Raw genomic sequence first — 19,548 nt, forward strand, 5'->3', positions numbered from 1 at the left:
CGGTGCCATTTGCGGCACAATGATTTGCGTGCAAGCGATTTGCACGCTCTTTCCAGACGAGATGCATCATGACCCAGCGCCCCGCTTTGCCCGCCGCTTTGCCCTTCACGCTCGACGAGCAGCTTTGTTTCGCGCTCTATTCCACCTCGCTCGCCATGACGAAGGCGTACAAGCCGCTGCTCGACAAGCTCGGCCTGACGTATCCGCAATACCTAGCCATGCTGGTGCTCTGGGAAGCCGACGACGTCACCGTCAAGGATATGGCGACGCGTCTGAATCTCGACTCGGCCACGGTGACGCCGCTGCTCAAGCGTCTGGAAGCGCAGGGCTATGTCGAGCGGGTGCGCGGCGTCGAAGACGAACGGCTCGTCTTTATCCGCTTGACCAAAGCCGGTCAGACGCTCAAACGCCAGGCAAAGGAAGTACCCGGCGAGATATTCTGCGCAATGCAGCAAACGCCCGACTTCCTTCTGCGACTGCGCAACGATCTCACGCGCCTGCGCGCCACGCTCAACGATTACATGGACGAGTAAGCCAGGGCGGCAAATCCGCTCTATCGCTTCGATGCAAAATTTCATTTGCACACAAATGATTTGTACGCTATCTTTATCACATGCCGCACCGATAACGCTCCGCCAGAACGGCGAGCCCCGAACGGCGGCAAGCATGCAAATCCTGACAACCCAGATTGAGGAGCAGCAAAATGAACGTACTTTACAAAGCAAGCGCAACCAGCACCGGTGGCCGCGACGGCCGTGCAGTATCGTCGGACAACGCACTCGACGTGAAACTGGCTGCACCGCGTGAACTCGGCGGCAACGGCACGGCAGGTACGAATCCGGAGCAGCTTTTCGCCGCCGGCTATTCGGCCTGTTTCCTGAGCGCCATGAAGTTCGTCGCCGGTCAACGCAAGCAAGCGCTGCCCGCTGACACGCAAGTCACCGCCGAAGTCGGCATCGGCCCGAACGACAACGGCGGCTTCGCACTCGACATCGATCTGCGCATCTCGCTGCCGGGTCTCGCAGCAGACGCCGCGAAGGAACTGGTCGACGCGGCTCATCAGGTGTGCCCGTACTCGAACGCCACGCGCAATAACGTCGACGTGCGCCTGCAAATCGCCTGAGTACGCGTCGACGTATCGGTTGAACTGAGTCCGCGGCGTAGCGAAACACGCACGCCGTTGGCAACGACGCCCGCATCTGCAAAACAGATGCGGGCGTTTTGATATTCGCGCAATCGGAGCGCGGCACGCAACGTGCGACGGCAATTGCGTCGTGTCGAAAACTTTTGAGCGGCACGCGCACAGTTCAGTAAGATCGTTGCCTGACTCGCATGTGAACGAATCCTTCGTCACAACGCGCCCTTTACTCCGATTCCGATTCACGATGACACGCGTTCGACGCCTCGACGACAACTTCGATACCGGCCTGGTCTGGTTCCGCCGCGATCTGCGCAGCACCGATCACGCAGCGCTTTACTACGCGCTGAAGCATTGCGAGCGCGTCTGGTGCGTGTTCGTGTTCGACTCCACGATCCTGCAACCGCTCGTCGATGCCTGGAACGCCCGGCATCCGGATTCGACGCCACAAGACCGCCGCATCGAATTCATCCTCGCGGCCCTGGGCGAACTGGACGACGCGTTGCGCGCCAATGGCGGCGGTCTGATCGTGCTATATGGCGACCCGGCCGACCTCGTGCCGAAGCTGGCCGACGAACTGGGTGTCGAGGCCGTGTTCGCCAATCACGACTACGAGCCGGTGGCGATTGCACGCGACGAAGCGGTGAGCGAGCAGCTCGTCGAGGCCGGACGTCAACTGCTGACGTTCAAGGATCAGGTGATTTTCGAGCGCGACGAAGTGCTGACCGGCCAGAACAAACCGTTCACCGTATTTACGCCGTATAAGAACGCGTGGCTCAAACAGTTGACGGCTTTCGATCTGAAACCGTATCCGGTCGAAAAATACGCGAAGTATCTGGCCGAGGTGCCGCACAAGCTGAACCGCCAACTGCCTACGCTGAAGCAATTGCGATTCGCGCCGAGCAATCTGGCCGATCTGCAAATACCGACCGGCATGAGCGGCGCCCAACGTCTGCTCGACGATTTCCAGAGCCGTATCGACAGCTACAAAGACCGGCGCGACTTTCCTGCGGCGAAAGGTCCGAGCTATCTGTCGGTGCATAACCGCTTCGGCACGGTCTCGATTCGGACGCTCGCGCGCCTCGCGCACGAAATCTCGCTGCAACCCGACGGCGAGGGCTCGGCCACCTGGCTCTCGGAGCTCATCTGGCGAGACTTCTACTTCATGATTCTCTCGCACCACCCGCGACTGGCAGACGGCGCATCGTTCAAGGAAGAGTACGACCGGCTGCGCTGGGAGCGCGGCGCCGAGGCCGACGAGGCGTTCGCCGCCTGGTGCGACGGCCGTACCGGCTATCCGCTCGTCGACGCGGCCATGCTGCAACTGAACACCACCGGCTACATGCACAACCGTCTGCGGATGGTGACAGCGAGTTTTCTGGTGAAGGATCTGGGCGTGGACTGGCGCCTGGGCGAACGCTACTTTGCCGAGCAACTGAACGACTTCGACTTTTCGGCAAACAACGGTGGCTGGCAATGGGCAGCCTCGACAGGCTGCGACGCGCAGCCCTACTTCCGCATCTTCAATCCGATCACGCAGTCGGAGAAATTCGACGCCGACGGGCGCTTCATCAAGCGCTACCTGCCGCAGCTTGAAAAAGTGCCGTCGATATGGATACATGCGCCATGGCTGGCGGGCGCAGACCGGCTTGCGGAATATGGCGTGACGCTGGGCCAGGACTATCCGGCACCGATCGTCGATCACGCCGAAGCGCGGCAACGCACGTTGGCCCGATTCGGCAAATAACACTTTTTTGGGGAGACTGAGCTATGCGCCGTTTGCCGTCGCTGGTGGTGTTCCTGGTGCTGACGTTCGCGGCGGCAGCCGCGGCGAGCCAGTTTTTGCCGGACGCCTGGTACGCAGGTCTGCAGAAGCCCGCGTTCAATCCGCCGAATTGGGTATTTCCACCGGCGTGGACCGTGCTTTACGTGCTGATGGCCGTTGCCGCCTGGCGCGTGTGGATACGCAGTGGCCTGACGGCGGCAATCGTGCTGTGGGTGGTGCAGTTACTGTTCAACGCAGCCTGGATGTGGCTGTTTTTCGGCCTGCATCGACCGGGCATTGCGCTCGTCGACATATCGATACTGCTGGCGTTGATCGTGGTGCTGGCCGTCGCGTTCTGGCGACGAGACCGATGGGCAGGCGGTCTGCTGCTGCCTTACATAGGCTGGGTGGCGTTCGCCGCGGTGTTGAATCACGCGTTGTGGCAATTGAATCCGGCTGCATGAACGCTAGACGACTAGCGGCAGCTTGGGCGCCTCACCCTGAACACCGGCGTTCTTCACTACGCGCCGATGCTGATTGCGCAGCTTAGTGCTGGCTCATCCACGACGGTTGACGCACGCGCGCTTCGCGATCCAGCTTGCGCATACGGAATTCCAGGTCGTACAGATCGGTTGCTTCGGCCAGGAAGGCGTCAGCGCGTTCTTTGGCCAGTTGATCGGGCGATTTGGTCAGGAACAGAAACAGGCGGCTGAGCAGATACATGGAGAACCTCGCAATGAGTGTCAGGCTTTTAGGCGTTTACGCCTAAGGGATAACCCGTATTATAGGGAAAACCCTAGGATTACGCCAACACTCATTTTTGAACCGTTGCTCCAATGTCACCGGGACGCTGCAGAAGCCGCTGTGGCGGCGCTTTCCGCGCCCACACGGCGCTGATGCTTGAAGAATTCCCAGACCATCGAGCTCGCGTCCGGGCCCTTGGCGGAATGGAACGGCACGGCGTCGTCGCCGCCGCTCCAGGCGTGCGCGAGTCCCTGCACGTGACACAGACGCACCACGCGCCGGCCGCTGCGGACGTAGTCGCGCGTAACGACGCCGTTCTTGCGCTCCTCGCGCACATCGCCGGACTTGCGCGAGCCTTTCGCGTCGACCATACGATTGAGCCGCAAAAATTCCTCGGCCAGCTGATCGGCATTGACCGGCGCGACGACATGATCGGCATCGCCGTGAATAATGATTGCCGGCATACCTGGATAGGCGGCGACGTCCACCAGTTCGTCCACCAGTTCCGCCGGCTCGCGCCGCGCGCCCCGGCGCATCACGTCCATTGCGGTGATGCCCGAGCGGGCTTCGCCAAAAGCGGGGCCGGAGTGCAAGGCGACAGCGGCGAAGCGATCCGGATAATTGACCGCCAGCAGCGCCGTCAGCCCGGCGCCTGCCGAAATGCCTGCGACGTAGACACGCTCGTCGTCGAAACCGTGCTCGGCGACCAGCGCGTCGACCAGCGACACGACCGCGCGGACTTCCGCGCCGCCGGCGCTGTCGCCGGAGTCGTACCAGTGCCAGCAGCGATGCGAATGCACGTGCTTCGATTGCTCTGGATACACCACCGCGAACCCGAAACGGTCGGCCAGCACGTTCATGCGCGTGCCTTCGGCGAATTCGTCGATGGATTGCGTGCAGCCGTGCAGCATCACCACCAACGGCATGCTCTCGAGCGCGTGACCGGCGGGAATGTACAAACCATACTGCAGATGATTGACGAGCCGCCCGGGCGCAGCAGGCGCCGAGTGGAACGACCGCGTCCATGCGCCGCTCGCCCACGCGGATGCGCGCGGACGAACCCGCGATTCGCGCACGGCGGCGCGCGGCGCCTCGCGTTTGGCGGGCGTGCGCAAGGCGGCGGTCGGCTTGATCGGACGGACCTTGGCGGACGGCTTGGCGGCAGCGGGGCGCGCCGGCCGTGTGGTGCTGCGTTTGGCCGTCTTGGTTGCGTGCTCGGTTTGAATGGCGAGCAACCGCTTGAGACCGCGCAACCAGATTTTCGATAGACTTTTTGCCATCGGCGGGTGACCTCGCAAAAAGGGACAGGTGTCGTCGGTGAAACGACGTTTGTTGTGCAATGCACAATAACATCAATCCCCGTGCGATGCTGGACAGGTAGCCTGCATCGCAACCGCGAAAAATCCGCGGCGAACCTTGTCCCCGTGCAAGCGTCAAACCACTGTAGCGCCGGCTCTCGCCCGCGCCGTGGCGCGCCTTCCGCCTGACGGCCACCCGCGGATTTGCGGCCAGGTGACTTACAAGTCACTTGTTATCCAGCCCACATCCAGCGAGAGAAAAGCGGGCAAGGCCGTCTGTGCGCAGTGCAGCACGCGTCTATACTGGCGGTAAGTTTTTTGACCTGCGAGCCTCTGTCACGTCGGCGAATTCGTCCGTCCGAACGTTGATTCCATTACCAATCCGATTCTACGCGGCCTTGGTCGCTCCTTTTGCCATGCCCGATTTACCGTCCCATTTGTGGTATTCGATCACCAGCCTCGGCGGCGCCGGCATGACGCTGCCGCTCGCGTTCGCCATCGCGATCTGGCTGGCGGTCGGCTACACGTGGCGGATGGCGGTGGGCTGGCTGCTGGTGCTCGGCGCGGCCATCGGCGTGGTGACGGTCACGAAGCTGGCGTTTCTCGGCTGGGGCGTCGGCGTGCGCGAACTGGACTTTACGGGCGTGAGCGGGCACGCCATGCTCTCCACGGCCGTCTATCCGGTGACACTGTTCCTGATGCTTCTGCCGGTGCGTCCCGCTGTCCGTCTGCTCGGCGTGCTGCTGGGAATCGCCGCGGGAATCGCCGTGGGTCTTTCGCGGGTCGTGCTAAGCGCGCATTCGCCGTCCGAAGCCGTGACCGGCTGCCTGGTCGGCGCGCTGGCCGCACTCGTGTTCGTACGCATGGCCTGGCGCCTCGAGCCGGGCAAACTGTCGGCGCTGCCCGTGACGGCCAGTATGATGATCCTCGCCGTGCTCATGCACGGCGTCCACGTACCCACGCAGCGCTGGGTCACGCATATTGCGCTGAAGGTGTCGGGACACGAGCGGCCCTTCATCCGCGCAAAATGGAAAGCCACCCGCGACGCCCGCCCGGCTGCGTCGCCGCTCTCGCAAACGCGCAATACGCTCGCGCCGCCATCTTCGTCGGAAGTCTGAAGACCGAACACTGAACGACGCGCCGCTTTTCACAGCGCGGCCGCCGACGCAAATACGCCCTCGCGCCAGGCGAGCGCAGCCGGTTCCGCCGACCCGACGCTCGAGCGCAGCGCTCAGGCTCGCCGCGTGTCACACGAATCCGATCGGCAGCGTGCACGCTCATCTGACATCGATCCCGCGTCAACTTCATGCGCGCAACTGAATAACCGTCATCGCCACGATTGGTCACCGTTATAACCTTTCATATATTACGATAGCGTTTTTCCAACCCGTTGCGCCGGCCAACACCGGTCCGCCAAGCCTCCATGACACTCTCCCGCCGTTTCGTGAAACATGCGCTGCTCGTCGCTGGCGCCGTCTCGATTGCTGTCAGCACCGGCGCACGCGCCGACGAACTCGTCGTGTCCGCCGCCGCCAGTCTCACCAACGCGTTCAAGGCGGTCGGCGAGGCCTTCGAACAGCAGCATCCGGGCACCAAGGTTCTGCTGAACTTTGGCGCGTCCGACGTGCTGATGCAACAGATCGTCAAGGGCGCGCCGGCCGACGTGTTCGCCTCCGCCGACCAGAAAGCGATGGACAAAGCGGCCACCGAGAAGGTCATCGTGCCGTCCACGCGTAAGGACTTCGCGGCCAACTCGCTGGTGCTCATCGTTCCGACCGACAGCCACTTCGCGCCCGCCGGCCTGAACGACCTGACGGCGGCGAACGTCAAGCGGATCGCGTACGGCGATCCGGCTTCGGTGCCGGTCGGCCGCTACACGCAGGGCGCATTGCAAACGGCGGGCGTGTGGGACGCCGTCAGCGCCAAGGCCGTGCTGGCGTCGAACGTGCGCCAGAGTCTGGACTACGTGGCGCGCGGCGAAGTCGACGCCGGCTTCGTGTTCGGCACTGACGCCGCCGTCATGCCCGACAAGGTCAAGGTCGCGATGAGCGTGCCGACGCAAACGCCGATCACCTATCCGATCGCGCAAGTCGAAGGCAGCCGCCACGCCGCCGACGCTCAGGCGTTCATCGGCTTCGTGCTGTCGCCGGCCGGTCAGGCCGTGCTCGCGAAGTACGGCTTCAAGCCGGCTCACTGATCTGCCATCTGACATCCGAACGGGATAGCGCACGCTCATGCAACAAGCCTGGATTCCGCTACTGCTGTCGCTGAAAGTGGCGGGCTGGGCCACGGCGCTCAACCTGGTGTTCGGCGTCGCCGCCGGCTTCGGTCTGTCGCGCTGGCGTTCGGGCGCGCGCGACGTAATCGACTCGCTGCTGATGTTGCCGCTGGTCCTGCCGCCCACCGTGCTCGGCTACTACCTGCTGGTGCTGCTCGGGCGGCGCGGCGTGATCGGCGCGTGGCTCGACCGGCTGGACATCCAGTTGGTGTTCACCTGGCAAGGCGCGGTGATCGCATCGACGGTGGTCGCGTTTCCGCTCGTGCTGAAGTCCGCGCGCGCGGCTTTCGAATCCGTCGATCCGCAACTCGAACGCGCCGCGCGCACACTCGGCGTGAGCGAGACGGCCATCTTCTTTCGCGTCACTTTGCCGCTCGCGGCGCGCGGCATTCTGGCGGGCGGCCTGCTGGCGTTCGCACGCGCGCTCGGCGAATTCGGTGCCACGCTGATGATTGCCGGCAACCTTCCGGGACGCACGCAGACGCTTTCGGTCGCGGTGTATTCGGCCGTGCAGGCCGGCGACGACAGCACGGCGAATTTCCTCGTGCTCGTCACCTCGGTGACCTGCGTCGTGATCCTGTTGCTGGCCGGCCGCCTCGTGCCGCAGCACACGCTTCTGTCGTCGCGCTGACATGCCGCTTCAAGTCGACATCCGCAAAACTTTCCAGAGCGCCGAGCGCCGTTTCACGCTCGACGTGGCGTTCAGCGCGTCCACCCAGCGGCTCGTGCTGTTCGGGCCGTCCGGCGCGGGCAAGAGTCTGACGCTGCAGGCCATCGCCGGTTTGCTGCATCCGGACGACGGCGCGATCACGCTGCATGGCGACGCCCTGTTCGACAGCACGCGCGGCATCGACCTGAAACCGCAGGCGCGCAAGATCGCCTATCTGTTTCAGGACTACGCGCTATTTCCGCATCTGAACGTGCGGCAGAACATCGGCTTCGGTTTGCAGAAAGGCTGGCTCAATCCGCGTGCGCGGCTCGCGGACCCGCGCGTCGATTACTGGCTCGACGCGCTCGAATTGCGCAGCGTCGCGGGCAATCATCCGGGGCAGCTTTCCGGCGGACAGAAACAACGCGTGGCGCTGGCGCGCGCGCTGATCGCGGAACCGCGTCTGCTGCTGCTCGACGAACCGTTTTCCGCGCTCGACAGCGCATTGCGTCAGCGCATGCGGCGCGAGTTGTCCGATCTGCAGACGCGCCTCGATATTCCGATGGTGTTGATTACCCACGACCCCGACGACGTCGCCGCATTCGGCGACCAGGTGGTGCAGGTCAACGACGGTTGCGTGCGCGAAGATCAACCGTTTGCCGGCTACGTGCGCAATCCGTCCTGAGCGCGGATAACCGCGCGCTCACGACCGCCTTAGTCCTTCACACCGAGAATCACGCTCGACGCCTTGAACGCGGCGATCGCGCTCGCGCCTTCCACGAGCCCGAGCGTGTCCACGCTCTCATTAGTGACGACGGCCGTGATCACGGCGCCGCCATCGAGCGTCAACGACACTTCCGCGTTCACCGCGCCGTGCTTCACGCTATGCACCGTGCCGCGCAACTGATTGCGCGCCGAGAGCTTCAGCGGCTTACCGCTTTCATCCTCGACGAGCAGCACGACCCACGACGCCTTGATCAGCGCGAACGCCGCACATCCTTCGACGAGTGCGAGCGCTTCGGTACTTTCATGCGTCAGCACCGCGACGATGGTGTGACCGCCCGGCAATTGCAGCGACACTTCGTCGTTGACACTGCCGCGCACGAGTTTCGATACCGTGCCGTACAACTGATTGCGCGCACTCGTTTTCACGCCGATGCGCCCGATCAGATCCCAGTCCGTAGCAAAGCCTTCGATCGCCGCGCCCGCCCGTTCCAGGAAACGCTGATGTTCCCGCTCGACCGCGCGGAACGTCTCGATCAGCTTGATGGCGCGCGGCGTGAGCGTCGTGCCGCCGCCGCCCTTGCCGCCGGTCAGACGGACGACGAGCGGCTCGCCTGCCAGATTGTTCATCGCATCGATGGCGTCCCACGCGCCCTTGTAGCTCATGCCGACCGCTTTCGCCGCGCCGGTGATCGAACCGCTGTCGCGTATGGCCGCGAGCAATGCGATCCGCGACGCGCCGCCGAGCGTTCGCGTGCCCGCCTGGAACCAGACGGAGCCGCCGATTTCGAGCGGGTCGGGAGGCGAATCGGTGCGTTCGGATGTCATGGCGAAATGGGTCGAAGTGCGATGGAAAAGAACGGCGAATCATTATAGCGACGCCGCCTCGCCTCACCGATACCGCACCGATGCCGCACTAGCGCGATGGCACGCAGGCGGTCCTGAACCGGCATCGGTGGGATACTGACTTTCGCAGGTTGAACACCGTCCTTTGAATTTTTCGGCCGAGCCGGCTTCCGGCTGCGTCCGCAACATCAACAAGGAGCAAGCGAATGATCATCGACTTATCCGGCAAAACCGCCATCGTCAGCGCGTCCACGGCCGGCATCGGCCTCGCGATCGCCACGGGCATCGCCGCTTCCGGCGCGGAGACCGTCATCAATGGCCGCAAGCAGGAAGCCGTAGACCACGCCATCCAGACCATCCTCAAGACCGCGCCGAAGGCCAGATTGCGCGGCTTTGCCGGCGATCTCGGCACGGCCGAAGGATGCGCGGCGCTCGTGCAAGCCGTGCCGCAAGCCGACATTCTGGTGAACAGCCTCGGCGTCTTCGGACCCGGCGATCTCTTCACCACCGAAGACGCCGATTGGGAGCGCTATTTCCAGGTCAACGTGATGTCGGGCGTGCGGCTCACGCGCAGTTATCTCAAAGGCATGACCGAGCGCAAATGGGGACGCGTGGTGTTCATCTCGTCGGAATCGGCGCTGAATATTCCGCCGGATATGCTCGCGTATGGTTTCTCGAAGACCGCGCAATTGAGCGTCGCGCGCGGCATTGCCAAGCAGGTGGCCGGCAGCGGCGTGACGGTCAATTCCGTGCTGCCCGGACCGACCTTGTCGGACGGATTCCGCGCGATGGTGGAAGACACGGCGAAGGAGCAAGGCAAGACCGTCGAGCAGGTCGCCACCGAATTCGTGCGCGAGCATCGCGCGAGTTCGATCATTCAGCGGGCGGCCAGCACGGAGGAAGTCGCCAACATGGTGGTCTATGTGTGCTCGCCGCAGGCTTCGGCGACCACCGGCGCGGCGCTACGCGTGGACGGCGGCGTGATCGACACGATCGCCTGACGTCGCGCCGTTCACGGGAAGGCGGCCGGCCAACCGGCCTCGCCGCCTTTCTCCTCGCGCGACGCGCGGGCTCGACTCACAGCGCGTACTGCGCGATGCCGTTTCCAAACGACCAGTTCTCCTTCAGCACCTCGACGAGATTGATCAGCGCGTCTTCCCGTCGCAGCCCCGGCGATTGCGCCAGCTCGTCCGCCATACGCTTGTACAAGGCCTTCTTCTGCTCCAGCGTGCGCGTGTTGTTCAGCGTGATCTGCACCATGACGAGATCGTCGCTGCGCTGCACGTTCAGGTACTGGTTGTCGTAGATGAAGTTGCCGGCGTCGTGCTCGGTGATGAGCATGAATATGTCGTCCTTCGGCACGTTGAATGTTTCCACGAGCGCGCGCTGGATGCTGTCCGCCAGCGCCTTCCGATATTCCGCCGGCTTGCCGGCGCGCAATGCGATTCGTGTCATCGGCATGATGAAACTCCTTGGTTACCGTGATGGGGTAAACACAGCTTAGGCGCGCTCAGTCATAATAAACAGACATCACTCGTCATTTCATCTATATCCAATGGAAATGAAAGTGCTCGATCTGGATGCGGTGCGCGCCTTCGTGCTGGTGGCCGATCTGCGCAGTTTCACGCGCGCCGCCGACGCGCTCGACACCACGCAGTCGGCCGTCAGCCTGAAGCTGAAGCGGCTGGAGGCGCACCTCGGCAAGCAGTTGCTGGAGCGCACGCCGCGGCTCGTGCGCCTGTCCGCGGACGGCGACGCCTTTCTCGGCGCCGCACGCGACCTGCTGAACGCCCATGAGCGGGCGCTCGGCGCGTTGTCGGTGGAACGGCGGCGGTTGGTGTTGGGACTGAGCGAGCACGTCGCCGGGCCCGATTTGCCGCGATTGCTCGGCAAGCTGAATGCGCACGACCCCGGCCTCGTGGTCGAACTGCATATGGGCATGTCGGCGTCGCTGCTCGCGCAATTCGACGAGCGGCGGCTCGACGCGGCGATCGTCCGCTACGGCCCGGACGAACCCGCTCGCGACGACGCCGAGCCCTTGTTCGCCGAACCGGTCAGCTGGCTGGCGACGCCCGAATGGCTGCCGCGTCTGGGCGAGCCCTTGCCGCTCGCGCTGCTGACGGCGCCGTGCAATGTCCGCGAGGTCGCGCTACAGAGGTTGAATGCAGCGGGAATTGCGTGGCAGGAAGTGTTCGTGGGCGGCGGCGTGGCCGCTGTCGGGGCGGCCGTCGCGGCGGGGCTGGCGGTGTCGCCGTTGGCTCGCCGGGTGGCGCCGCGCGGCTTGATCGACGTCGGCGCCCGGCTCGGTTTGCCGACGCTGCCGGAGTCGCGCGTCACGCTGCATTCGCGCGTGCGTGACAAGCGTTCCATCGACACCTTGAGGCTGCTGGCAAGCGGCTTGGCAAGCTTTTGAGGCTTGCCGCGGGCGCTTCGCCCGTGCCGCTTTGCTCTTGCCCACTAGCCGCCAGATCAGTGAAGAATCGGCGGCAGCGAACCGCTGCTGGCAGTCGCCGGATTGTTCGCCGCGGGCGTCGTGGTCACGCTGCTTTTGGCGTTATTCACCGCGTCATTCGTTGCGGCCGTGGGCGTTTTCGCCGGACGCGGCGCGACGCTGGCTTGCGTCATCGTCGGCCTGGCGTGGTTGGACGTTCCGGCCTGCGTCACATGCGGCTGCTTTTTTGCCTGCGCGACAACGGGCGCCTTGGGCTTCTGCTTGCCAGCCGTCTTTTTCGGCTCTCCGTGGACACCGGGTTTAGCGCCGGGTTTAGCAGCCACCTTCACCCCATGTTTCGCCGACGCCGGCGATTTGGCCTGACCGTTGGCGTCAGCGTGACTCCTGACCGGCGCGCTGACCTTCTCCATCTTCCCGTGCTTCGCTGGATGCCCGGCCGCTTCGGGCGGATTCCACACTTCCGCATAACCCGCGGCCAACGCCGCACCTGACACACACCACGCGGCCAGCGCCGCCGTTACTGCTCGAACCCACATCACCTGCTTCTCCCGATCTTCAGCTTCCATGACGAGCCGCGATTATATTCGCTTGCAAAAATCCATATATGGACTAATATCAAACAAAGGTACATTAAAGGACACATCTTTCCATGGCTCACGCTGCCCGCGCCACCCAACCGGAATCGCCCGTTCGTCGGCCGGTTCCGGAACCCTCGCTCACGGAAATGTCGGCGGCGGGTTTGCGCGCGTTTTTCCGCATCGCCCAGGACTGGGACCTCAGCGCGGAAGAGCAGATCGTGCTACTTGGCTCGCCGGGCCGCTCCACGTATTTCAAATGGAAGTCCGCGCCCGAAACCGCGCGCCTGAATCGCGACACGCTCGAACGTCTCTCGCTGCTTCTCGGCATCTACAAAGCGCTGCAAATCCTGCTGCCGCAACCCAGCGCCGCCGACACCTGGATCAGACGCCCCAACACGGCCGCACCGTTCGGCGGCCGTCGCGCGCTCGACCGGTTATTGGCCGGCAATATCAGCGACCTCGTGGCCGTGCGCCAGTATCTCGACGCAATGCGAGGCGGCTGGGCGTGACCGACTTGCTTTGGCAGGACCGCTGGCGCACCGCGCCGCTCGACTGGTCGCCCGCGTATCGCGTCATTCCCACGCGCTTTCCGGCCGTCAATCTGTTCGACCGGGTCGCTTCTCCGGAAGATTTCGACGCCCTGTACGCGCTCGAAGCCATGACCAACGACCGCCTGCGCACCGAGGTCGGCGAACTCGATCTGGTGCCGCGTGAAGAGCGCCGTTTCGGACCAGGCTACGGTCCGATCATGGCCGCGCTCACTCATCTGAATCCGCTCGGTAGCCGTTTTTCGGACGGCACGTACGGCGTGTTCTACTGCGCGCGCTCGCGGGCCACCGCGATCGCCGAAACGCGCTATCACACGGGCAAGTTTCTGGAGGCGACCGCCGAGCCGCCCACGCGCCAGCAAATGCGTCTCTACACCGTCGCGGCACACGGCGAGGTGGTGGACATTCGCGGCGACGCGGCGCTCGATCTCGCCGTGCTCTCGCCGCACGACTACCTCGCGGGACAGTCGCTCGGCCGCGCGGCACGCGACGCCGGCGCGCCGGGCATCGTGTATCCGTCGGTGCGCGATCAGGACGGCGAGTGTCTGGCTGCATTTCGCACCACACTGCTGCGCGATTGCCACCACGCCGCCTATCTGGAATACAACTGGAACGGCAGCAGCGTCGACATGGTGTTCGAACTGAATCAGGTGGGGTGAAGGCCAGGCAACAGGGAACGCGCCAGGGAATGCGCCAAAAAGCGCACCGGCCGCTTCGGCCATCAGGGCAGCGCCAGAGCCGCCGCGCCTTCCGCGCGGGCGGTTTCGACGGACACCGACCAGCGCCGCAACGCAAGCGGCTCGACGATGGTCAGCTTGCCGCCCGGCCCGAATGCGCCCGTGTCGATGAATACCTGCGAGCCGATCTGCTCGATATCGCGCATCGGCGTGTGACCGCAGTACGTGAGCGAAAGACCGCGCTGCCGCTGCGGATCGCCATTACCCAATGCCAGATCGCGGCCCCACAGCAATTGCTGGCGCGTCTCGGCGGAAAAATTCCCGGCGTCGAGTTCGGCATCCGAGCCGAAAAACTCGGCGTGCAGAATATTGAAGCGCTCCTTGCCGCTGCCGATCACGCGCACGAGCGGCAGCGTGCGCAGAATCTCGGCGTAGTGCTGCAGCTTCTCGTCGGGCACGTTCATCGCCCAGCCGCCGCCGATGCCATACCACCACTGGCGGCGCATGCGACCGTCCGCGACGGCGCACAGCGTATCTTCGTGATTGCCGAGCACGGGGAAAAACCACGGCTTGTCGAGCAGCGCCAGCGCCTGCTCGGAATGCTCGCCGCGATCCACCAGATCGCCGACCGAAAACAGCCGGTCGCGCGTCGGATCGAACGCGATATCGCGCAGCAGATAGCGCAGCGCGTCGACGCAACCATGCAGATCGCCGACGACGAAATCGCGGCCACCGGGGTTGGCCGCGTGATGTTGGACGGGGTTGATGAGTACGGAAGCCATTCGCCCATGATAGTGCGCGCACAGGGGGACGTATGCGCGGTTCCTCTCTTTCACGCCGCAGCGTCGGCGGAAAGCAACGATAAAGTCAGACCAAATCGCTTCTTTCCGGCAGGGCTTACCGGAAAGAAGCGGACTACGCGACCCAGCGCGTCACTATTGCTGCATCCGAAGCTGCGCGATCTGGTCCGCTGTCAACGTGGACTGAGGATTGCCGAACTGCTTCGTCACGTAATTCGTGATTGCTGCAATCTGGTCGTCGGTGAGTTGCGGGCCGAACGCGGGCATCAGAATATCGGCCTGTTTTGTCGTCCGTCTCACGCCGTGCAAAATGACCAGCGCGAGGTTGTTGGCGTCGCTCGCGCCTACCGTCGAATTGTGAATTAGCGAAGGATAAGCGCCCGGCGCGCTCGCGCCTACACCCTGGCCGGTCCAGTTGTGACACGTCGCGCAATTGGCGACGAACAGCTGCGCGCCGTTCACCGCATTGACCTTGGTGCCGCGTAGCGCGGTCACGTCGTCGGCGGGATTGCCCCACTGGTCACGCGGACGCGATTCGCCGCCGCTGATTGCCGGCACGGTGCGCAGATACGTCACGATCGAACCGAGGTCTTCCTTCGTCAGATACTGCGTACTGTCGTTGATCACTTCGCCCATCGGACCAGCGGCGTTCGCGCGTCCCGGCGCGGCGCCGGTGGAGAGATACGCCACCAGTTCGTCGTCGGTCCACGTACCCACGCCGCTGTTCTTGTCCCGCGTGATGTTGTAGGCGTGCCAGCCGGCCTGGACCGCGCCGGAAAAGCGCGAATCCGACTTCAACCCTTGCGTGATATTGCGCGGCGTATGGCATTCCTCACAATGCGCGAGACCTTCCACCAGATACGCGCCGCGATTCCACTCGGCGCTCTGCTTCGGATCGGGAACGAAGCGGCCTTCCGTGAAATTGAACATGTTCCAGAAGCCCATCAGCCAACGCTGGTTGAACGGGAATTTCAGGCTGTTGGCCGGAGGCGCGTAGTGAATGGGCGTCAGCGTGTTCAGGTAGGCACGGATCGCCAGCACGTCCTGATCCGTGACCTTCGTATATTCGGCGTATGGGAAAGCCGGATAGAGCCGCTCGCCGCCCTTGCCGATGCCTTCGTGCATGGCGCGCAGAAAATCGGCGTCGGTCCATTGGCCGATACCGGTATCGGGATCCGGCGTGATGTTGGGCGTGACGATCGTGCCGAACGGTGTGTTGATCGGCAGACCGCCCGCGAACGGACGCGACTTGTCCGCCGTGTGACAAGCCACGCAGTCGCCGGCACGCGCGAGATACTCGCCGCGCTTGACCAGATCGCCGCCGGCTACGCCAGCCGCGCCGCCATTGCCGGCCGCGGCGGGCGCAGGCGTTTGCGAGGCGTCGTCGGCGTGAGCCTGGGTGATCGGCAGTTCGTCGCTGCGCGACACATCGGTGCCGTGCGACTCGTGCCACGCCACGTACAGCGCGAACACGGAGAACAGCGCGGCCAGCGTCGTGCCGCGAAACAGACGGCGTCGCGCGAGTCGGACCTGCGCCTGAAGCGGCTGCGCGCGAGCAATATTCTTGATCATGATGGGCTCCGTTCAGGCTCAGATTTCATGCTTGAGCTTGTCGGCGAGTTTCAGCGACAAGGCGGCAATCGTCAGCGTGCAATTCACGGAGGCCGCGGTCGGCATGACGCCACTGCTGGCGATGAACAGATTCGAGTGATCGTGCGTGCGGCAGTCCGCATCGACCACCGAATCCGCCGCGTCGTTACCCATGATCGTCGTGCCCATGATGTGATTGTTCGGCGCGAAGGTGTCGTCGAAGGTCACCTCGGTGCCGCCGAACAGCGAGGCGATCTGCGCGTAAAGGTCGTGCGTGTTCGCCGCGCTTTTCTTCACGTAGTCGTTGATCGAGTAGTAGATCTCGGGCTGCGGAATGCCGAGCGCGTCCTTGTGATCCGCCGACGGCACCACGCGGTTCTGCGGCTCCGCAAGATGTTCGTGGAAGCTGTTGATGTTCAGCGTGCGCGCTGCGCGGTCGCGAATCTGCCGGTCGAGTTCCGCGCCGGTCAGACCTTTTTTCAGCAGATCGGCGGTGACGCTCATGGTCGGCACACCATTCGACAGATGCAGCTTTTTAGCGGCGTAATCCGACCGGAACGCGCCGTCGCGGAAGTTGACGATCGAGGTCATTTCCATCGGACCGCGTCCGGGCCACAGCGGCTCGTTGGCGAGAAAGGTGACGCCCGTGCCCGGATGGTCCATCAGGTTGCGGCCGACCTGATCCGAACTGTTACCAACGCCGTGCGGGAATTTGTCCGAGGTGGACATCAGCATCAGCTTCGGTGTTTCGATGCCGTTGGCCGCGAGCACGAACAGCTTGCCCGTGACACGCGTGCTGTTGCCGTTCGGGTCTTTGTAGTGAACCGCCGTGATGAGCCCTTTGTTATCGGCTTCGATGCGATACACCACCGCTTCCGGAATCAGTTTCGCGCCGGCCTGCTCGGCTTTCTCCGCATGCACGACGCCGTTGTACATCGCGGCGATCGGACAGATCGGCATGCAGTTGTTGTTGCCGCAACACGTGGGCCGTTCGTCGTACGGACGGCTGTTGCGGGCAACCGGTTCGGGGACGACCTTGAAGCCCTGCGCGTTGAGCACGCTGCTAAAACGCTGATCCATATACGACAGCGGCAACGCGCTCATCGGATAAGGCTTAGAACGTGGCGAGCCGAGATCGACCGAGTTATCCGGCCCGGACACGCCCAGCTGCGCCTCTGCCGCGGAATACCAGGGCTCCAGCGTCTCATACGGATACGGCCAGTCGCGCCCGACGCCGTAGAGCTTGTGCAACTGGAAATCGGACGGCAGCAGCCGCCACGCCGCAGCGGCCCAATGCCAGGTCGTGCCGCCTACCAGCCGCACATATTGTGAGTTGTACGGATAATCGCCCTTCTGGATCAGATAGTTGTTGGCCGGCGCGTACTCGGGATGCGGTGCGTAAGGCGTGGACGGATACGGCGTGGCGAAGTCCGACTTGACCGGCGAGTTGCGGAAGTTCTCGACGATTTGCCAGCGCGGAATGCGCGGTCCGGCTTCGAGCAAAATGACCGACGCGCCCGCCAATGCCATCTGATGCGCGACGAGTCCGCCCGCCACACCCGAACCGACGACGACGATGTCGGCGGAATTTGAATTTGCCATTGCTGCCCTCTCGCAAAGGTTCTGCCGGTTCGTGTATCCCGGCTTACGGTTGCCGTCCCGTGACTGCGTGCCTGCTCTACGCTCTGGTTTCGCTCGTCCCGCATGCCGGCATCACGTCGAAGCAAACGTGACGCACTGGCATCGCGGAGCGCGCGTCGTTCAGGCGCTCACGGGTTTTTGCGTCCAGTAGAACGGCACGTCGCGGCAATACGATGGAATGGTCAGCACGTCCTTGACCGGCTCGAACATCAAGGCCTTTTCGTAGGCAATCACTTCGACATGCGGCACCTCGCCCACCAGCCCCAGATACCAGGCTCGCATGATCGCGCCAGTGGTTTTCGCGAGCGGCGGCTGATCTGCCTGCAATGCCTGAGTGACGGCATCGGACGGCACGCCGCCGTGGCTTTGCAACCAGGTGTTCAGCGCGGCGACGTTCTGCGCGAACTGGCTGTCGGACCGGTTCAGCGCTTCGTATGCCCGCTTGCCGAGCACGGTGTCGAAACCGGTGCGGCCGGTGAGACGCTGCGAGAGCGCGAGGAAGGCGTCGAGGCCGCCGCCGGCGGGCGGCGTATCGGCCAGCGCCGGCGCGATCCACGAGAGCGAGCGGCCCGCGCCCCCGAAAGCCAGCGCGGCGGCCGTGGCGCAAAAGCCCAGCACCCAGGCGCGGCGCGAGGCCGAAAAAGACGACGAGTAAGTAAGCCGCGCGGACGGCAAGGCAGATGAACGCAAAGGTACGCGAGGCAGGCGCGAAGAGCGCGACGGCGAGGGTTCAGCGGGATGCGTCACTTCGTGGTGCGCATCGTTATTCTCAGGGACATCTGTCATGGGGACTCCAGATGGTGAGTCGATCGTGAGTCATTCTCAATGTGCAACGTGGCGCCGGCGTGATGGCCACCGCGCGTTGCATCGATTTCTCTACCCCAAACCTGGTCCGGTGCCGCTTGAGCGGTCTCGTTCATGTGCGTGGACAGCGCGTTCGCTGCCAATCGCCTTTCAACTGAAAGCGGCGCGCAAGGCCGCTGCGAAAGACTATAGCCTGTGACACACCCATTCGACAAATCATGCCGGAAGCGCGAGTAGAATCCGCGACAACGACGGCACACCACACTCGACTCATGCTGACCAGATACTTCCCGCAAGTTCTTCGCAATCGTCCCCGCATGCTGATCGGCCTTGCCTTCGGCGTCGCGGCTGCCGTCGTCGTGCCGGGGCACATGCGTCCCATGGTGAGCATCCTGGTCGGCTGGGACGCCGCCGTCTGGAGCTATCTGACGATGATCTGGATACACATGGCCATCGCCGACGAACACGACGTACGCGACACCGCGCGCCGCGACGACGAAAACGCGGGCGTGGTGCTGTTCGTGATCTGCGTGGCGACGGTCGCCAGCATCGCGGCGATCGTGCTCGAACTGGCGTCGGCGAAAAACACGGCGGGCGGCTCCACCGCCTGGCACTACGTGCTGACCGGCCTGACGCTGATGGGCGCATGGTTCATGATCCCGACCATCTTCACCCAGCACTACGCCCGGCTCTATTACGAAACCGGCCTGAAGGAAACGCCCCTGCTGTTTCCCGACCACGATCTGCACCCGGACTACTGGGACTTCCTGTACTTCTCGTTCACCATCGCGGTCGCGTCGCAAACGTCGGACGTAGTGCTGCGCTCGCGCACCATCCGTCGAGCGGCGCTCGCGCAATCCGTCCTGTCGTTCTATTTCAACGTGGCCGTGCTCGGCCTGTGCGTGAACATCGCGGCGGGTTTGCTCGGTTCATGACACTGTCACAGCTTCGCCTTTTGCGGCGCGCGTCGCGCCTTGTCTGCCGCGTGTAAATCCCGGACGACACCCGCCCGTTTTA

The 19,548-nt window shown here is 63.8% G+C and carries 22 protein-coding genes; 13 read left to right on the plus strand and 9 right to left on the minus strand.

Annotated features, from left to right (window positions below; all coding sequences use genetic code 11):
- The first annotated feature begins 68 nt into the window (after positions 1 to 68).
- From P3T18_RS31455 to P3T18_RS31470, 4 genes are all read left to right on the plus strand, one after another.
- Positions 69 to 533: a MarR family winged helix-turn-helix transcriptional regulator gene (locus P3T18_RS31455; RefSeq protein ID WP_429303873.1), complete on the plus strand. Its 465-nt coding sequence runs from the start codon at positions 69 to 71 to the stop codon at positions 531 to 533.
- Positions 534 to 703: 170 nt separating this feature from the next.
- Positions 704 to 1,123, plus strand: coding sequence for an organic hydroperoxide resistance protein (locus tag P3T18_RS31460; protein ID WP_429303874.1), 420 nt, complete (start codon positions 704 to 706; stop codon positions 1,121 to 1,123).
- A gap of 262 nt (positions 1,124 to 1,385) precedes the next feature.
- Positions 1,386 to 2,885 carry a cryptochrome/photolyase family protein gene (locus P3T18_RS31465; protein WP_429303875.1) on the plus strand — a complete coding sequence of 500 codons (1,500 nt, stop codon included), beginning with the start codon at positions 1,386 to 1,388 and terminating at the stop codon, positions 2,883 to 2,885.
- A 23-nt stretch (positions 2,886 to 2,908) separates the two neighbouring features.
- Positions 2,909 to 3,367: a TspO/MBR family protein gene (locus P3T18_RS31470; protein ID WP_429303876.1), complete on the plus strand. Its 459-nt coding sequence runs from the start codon at positions 2,909 to 2,911 to the stop codon at positions 3,365 to 3,367.
- Positions 3,368 to 3,449: 82 nt separating this feature from the next.
- Here P3T18_RS31470 and P3T18_RS31475 read toward each other — a convergent pair whose 3' ends face one another.
- On the minus strand, positions 3,450 to 3,626 hold the full coding sequence (locus P3T18_RS31475; protein ID WP_429303877.1) for a DUF3563 family protein: 177 nt from the start codon (positions 3,624 to 3,626) through the stop codon (positions 3,450 to 3,452).
- A gap of 116 nt (positions 3,627 to 3,742) precedes the next feature.
- Entirely contained in the window at positions 3,743 to 4,927 is a 1,185-nt protein-coding gene (locus P3T18_RS31480; protein WP_429303878.1) for an extracellular catalytic domain type 1 short-chain-length polyhydroxyalkanoate depolymerase, read from the minus strand.
- Between the two features lie 434 nt (positions 4,928 to 5,361).
- On the opposite strand from P3T18_RS31480, the gene P3T18_RS31485 reads away from it, so the two are divergent.
- From P3T18_RS31485 to P3T18_RS31500, 4 genes are all read left to right on the plus strand, one after another.
- Positions 5,362 to 6,063 (plus strand): phosphatase PAP2 family protein, encoded by a 702-nt coding sequence (locus P3T18_RS31485; RefSeq protein ID WP_429303879.1) that lies wholly within the window; start codon positions 5,362 to 5,364, stop codon positions 6,061 to 6,063.
- Between the two features lie 305 nt (positions 6,064 to 6,368).
- Positions 6,369 to 7,142, plus strand: a complete 774-nt coding sequence (gene modA, locus P3T18_RS31490; protein ID WP_429303880.1) for a molybdate ABC transporter substrate-binding protein — start codon at positions 6,369 to 6,371, stop codon at positions 7,140 to 7,142.
- A 37-nt stretch (positions 7,143 to 7,179) separates the two neighbouring features.
- Positions 7,180 to 7,854 carry a molybdate ABC transporter permease subunit gene (gene modB, locus P3T18_RS31495; protein WP_429303881.1) on the plus strand — a complete coding sequence of 225 codons (675 nt, stop codon included), beginning with the start codon at positions 7,180 to 7,182 and terminating at the stop codon, positions 7,852 to 7,854.
- A gap of 1 nt (position 7,855) precedes the next feature.
- A complete protein-coding gene (locus P3T18_RS31500; RefSeq protein ID WP_429303882.1) occupies positions 7,856 to 8,557 on the plus strand; it encodes a sulfate/molybdate ABC transporter ATP-binding protein in 702 nt (233 codons plus the stop codon).
- 29 nt (positions 8,558 to 8,586) lie between these two features.
- Here the strand turns inward: P3T18_RS31500 and P3T18_RS31505 are convergent, their stop codons facing one another.
- Complete coding sequence (locus P3T18_RS31505) at positions 8,587 to 9,423, minus strand: TOBE domain-containing protein (protein ID WP_429303883.1); 837 nt, start codon at positions 9,421 to 9,423, stop codon at positions 8,587 to 8,589.
- A gap of 224 nt (positions 9,424 to 9,647) precedes the next feature.
- Between P3T18_RS31505 and P3T18_RS31510 the strand changes: the two genes are divergently transcribed.
- Entirely contained in the window at positions 9,648 to 10,442 is a 795-nt protein-coding gene (locus P3T18_RS31510) for an SDR family NAD(P)-dependent oxidoreductase (protein ID WP_429303884.1), read from the plus strand.
- 76 nt (positions 10,443 to 10,518) lie between these two features.
- On the opposite strand, the gene P3T18_RS31515 is transcribed toward P3T18_RS31510, so the two are convergent.
- Entirely contained in the window at positions 10,519 to 10,902 is a 384-nt protein-coding gene (locus tag P3T18_RS31515; RefSeq protein ID WP_429303885.1) for a tautomerase family protein, read from the minus strand.
- Positions 10,903 to 11,002: 100 nt separating this feature from the next.
- On the opposite strand from P3T18_RS31515, the gene P3T18_RS31520 reads away from it, so the two are divergent.
- A complete protein-coding gene (locus P3T18_RS31520; protein WP_429303886.1) occupies positions 11,003 to 11,854 on the plus strand; it encodes a LysR family transcriptional regulator in 852 nt (283 codons plus the stop codon).
- Positions 11,855 to 11,910: 56 nt separating this feature from the next.
- Here P3T18_RS31520 and P3T18_RS31525 read toward each other — a convergent pair whose 3' ends face one another.
- Entirely contained in the window at positions 11,911 to 12,459 is a 549-nt protein-coding gene (locus P3T18_RS31525) for a hypothetical protein (protein WP_429303887.1), read from the minus strand.
- A gap of 83 nt (positions 12,460 to 12,542) precedes the next feature.
- Here P3T18_RS31525 and P3T18_RS31530 point away from each other — a divergent pair, with 83 nt between their 5' ends.
- Together P3T18_RS31530 and P3T18_RS31535 are read left to right on the plus strand one after the other, a co-directional pair.
- Positions 12,543 to 12,980, plus strand: a complete 438-nt coding sequence (locus P3T18_RS31530) for an MbcA/ParS/Xre antitoxin family protein (protein ID WP_429303888.1) — start codon at positions 12,543 to 12,545, stop codon at positions 12,978 to 12,980.
- Positions 12,977 to 13,678, plus strand: a complete 702-nt coding sequence (locus P3T18_RS31535; protein WP_429303889.1) for an RES family NAD+ phosphorylase — start codon at positions 12,977 to 12,979, stop codon at positions 13,676 to 13,678. Before P3T18_RS31530 ends, P3T18_RS31535 begins: the two co-directional genes overlap by 4 nt.
- Before the next feature lie 62 nt (positions 13,679 to 13,740).
- On the opposite strand, the gene P3T18_RS31540 is transcribed toward P3T18_RS31535, so the two are convergent.
- From P3T18_RS31540 to P3T18_RS31555, 4 genes are all read right to left on the minus strand, one after another.
- Positions 13,741 to 14,478 (minus strand): metallophosphoesterase, encoded by a 738-nt coding sequence (locus P3T18_RS31540; RefSeq protein WP_429303890.1) that lies wholly within the window; start codon positions 14,476 to 14,478, stop codon positions 13,741 to 13,743.
- Between the two features lie 153 nt (positions 14,479 to 14,631).
- The gene (locus P3T18_RS31545; RefSeq protein WP_429303891.1) at positions 14,632 to 16,068 is read right to left on the minus strand and encodes a c-type cytochrome; all 1,437 of its coding nucleotides are present in this window, start codon (positions 16,066 to 16,068) and stop codon (positions 14,632 to 14,634) included.
- A gap of 18 nt (positions 16,069 to 16,086) precedes the next feature.
- A complete protein-coding gene (locus P3T18_RS31550) occupies positions 16,087 to 17,688 on the minus strand; it encodes a GMC family oxidoreductase (protein WP_429303892.1) in 1,602 nt (533 codons plus the stop codon).
- Between the two features lie 159 nt (positions 17,689 to 17,847).
- Positions 17,848 to 18,513 (minus strand): sugar dehydrogenase complex small subunit, encoded by a 666-nt coding sequence (locus P3T18_RS31555; protein WP_429303893.1) that lies wholly within the window; start codon positions 18,511 to 18,513, stop codon positions 17,848 to 17,850.
- A gap of 290 nt (positions 18,514 to 18,803) precedes the next feature.
- Between P3T18_RS31555 and P3T18_RS31560 the strand changes: the two genes are divergently transcribed.
- Positions 18,804 to 19,466 (plus strand): DUF1345 domain-containing protein, encoded by a 663-nt coding sequence (locus tag P3T18_RS31560; RefSeq protein WP_429303894.1) that lies wholly within the window; start codon positions 18,804 to 18,806, stop codon positions 19,464 to 19,466.
- Positions 19,467 to 19,548: the final 82 nt, after the last annotated feature.

The organism is Paraburkholderia sp. GAS199, assembly GCF_050436585.1.
Lineage (GTDB): Bacteria > Pseudomonadota > Gammaproteobacteria > Burkholderiales > Burkholderiaceae > Paraburkholderia.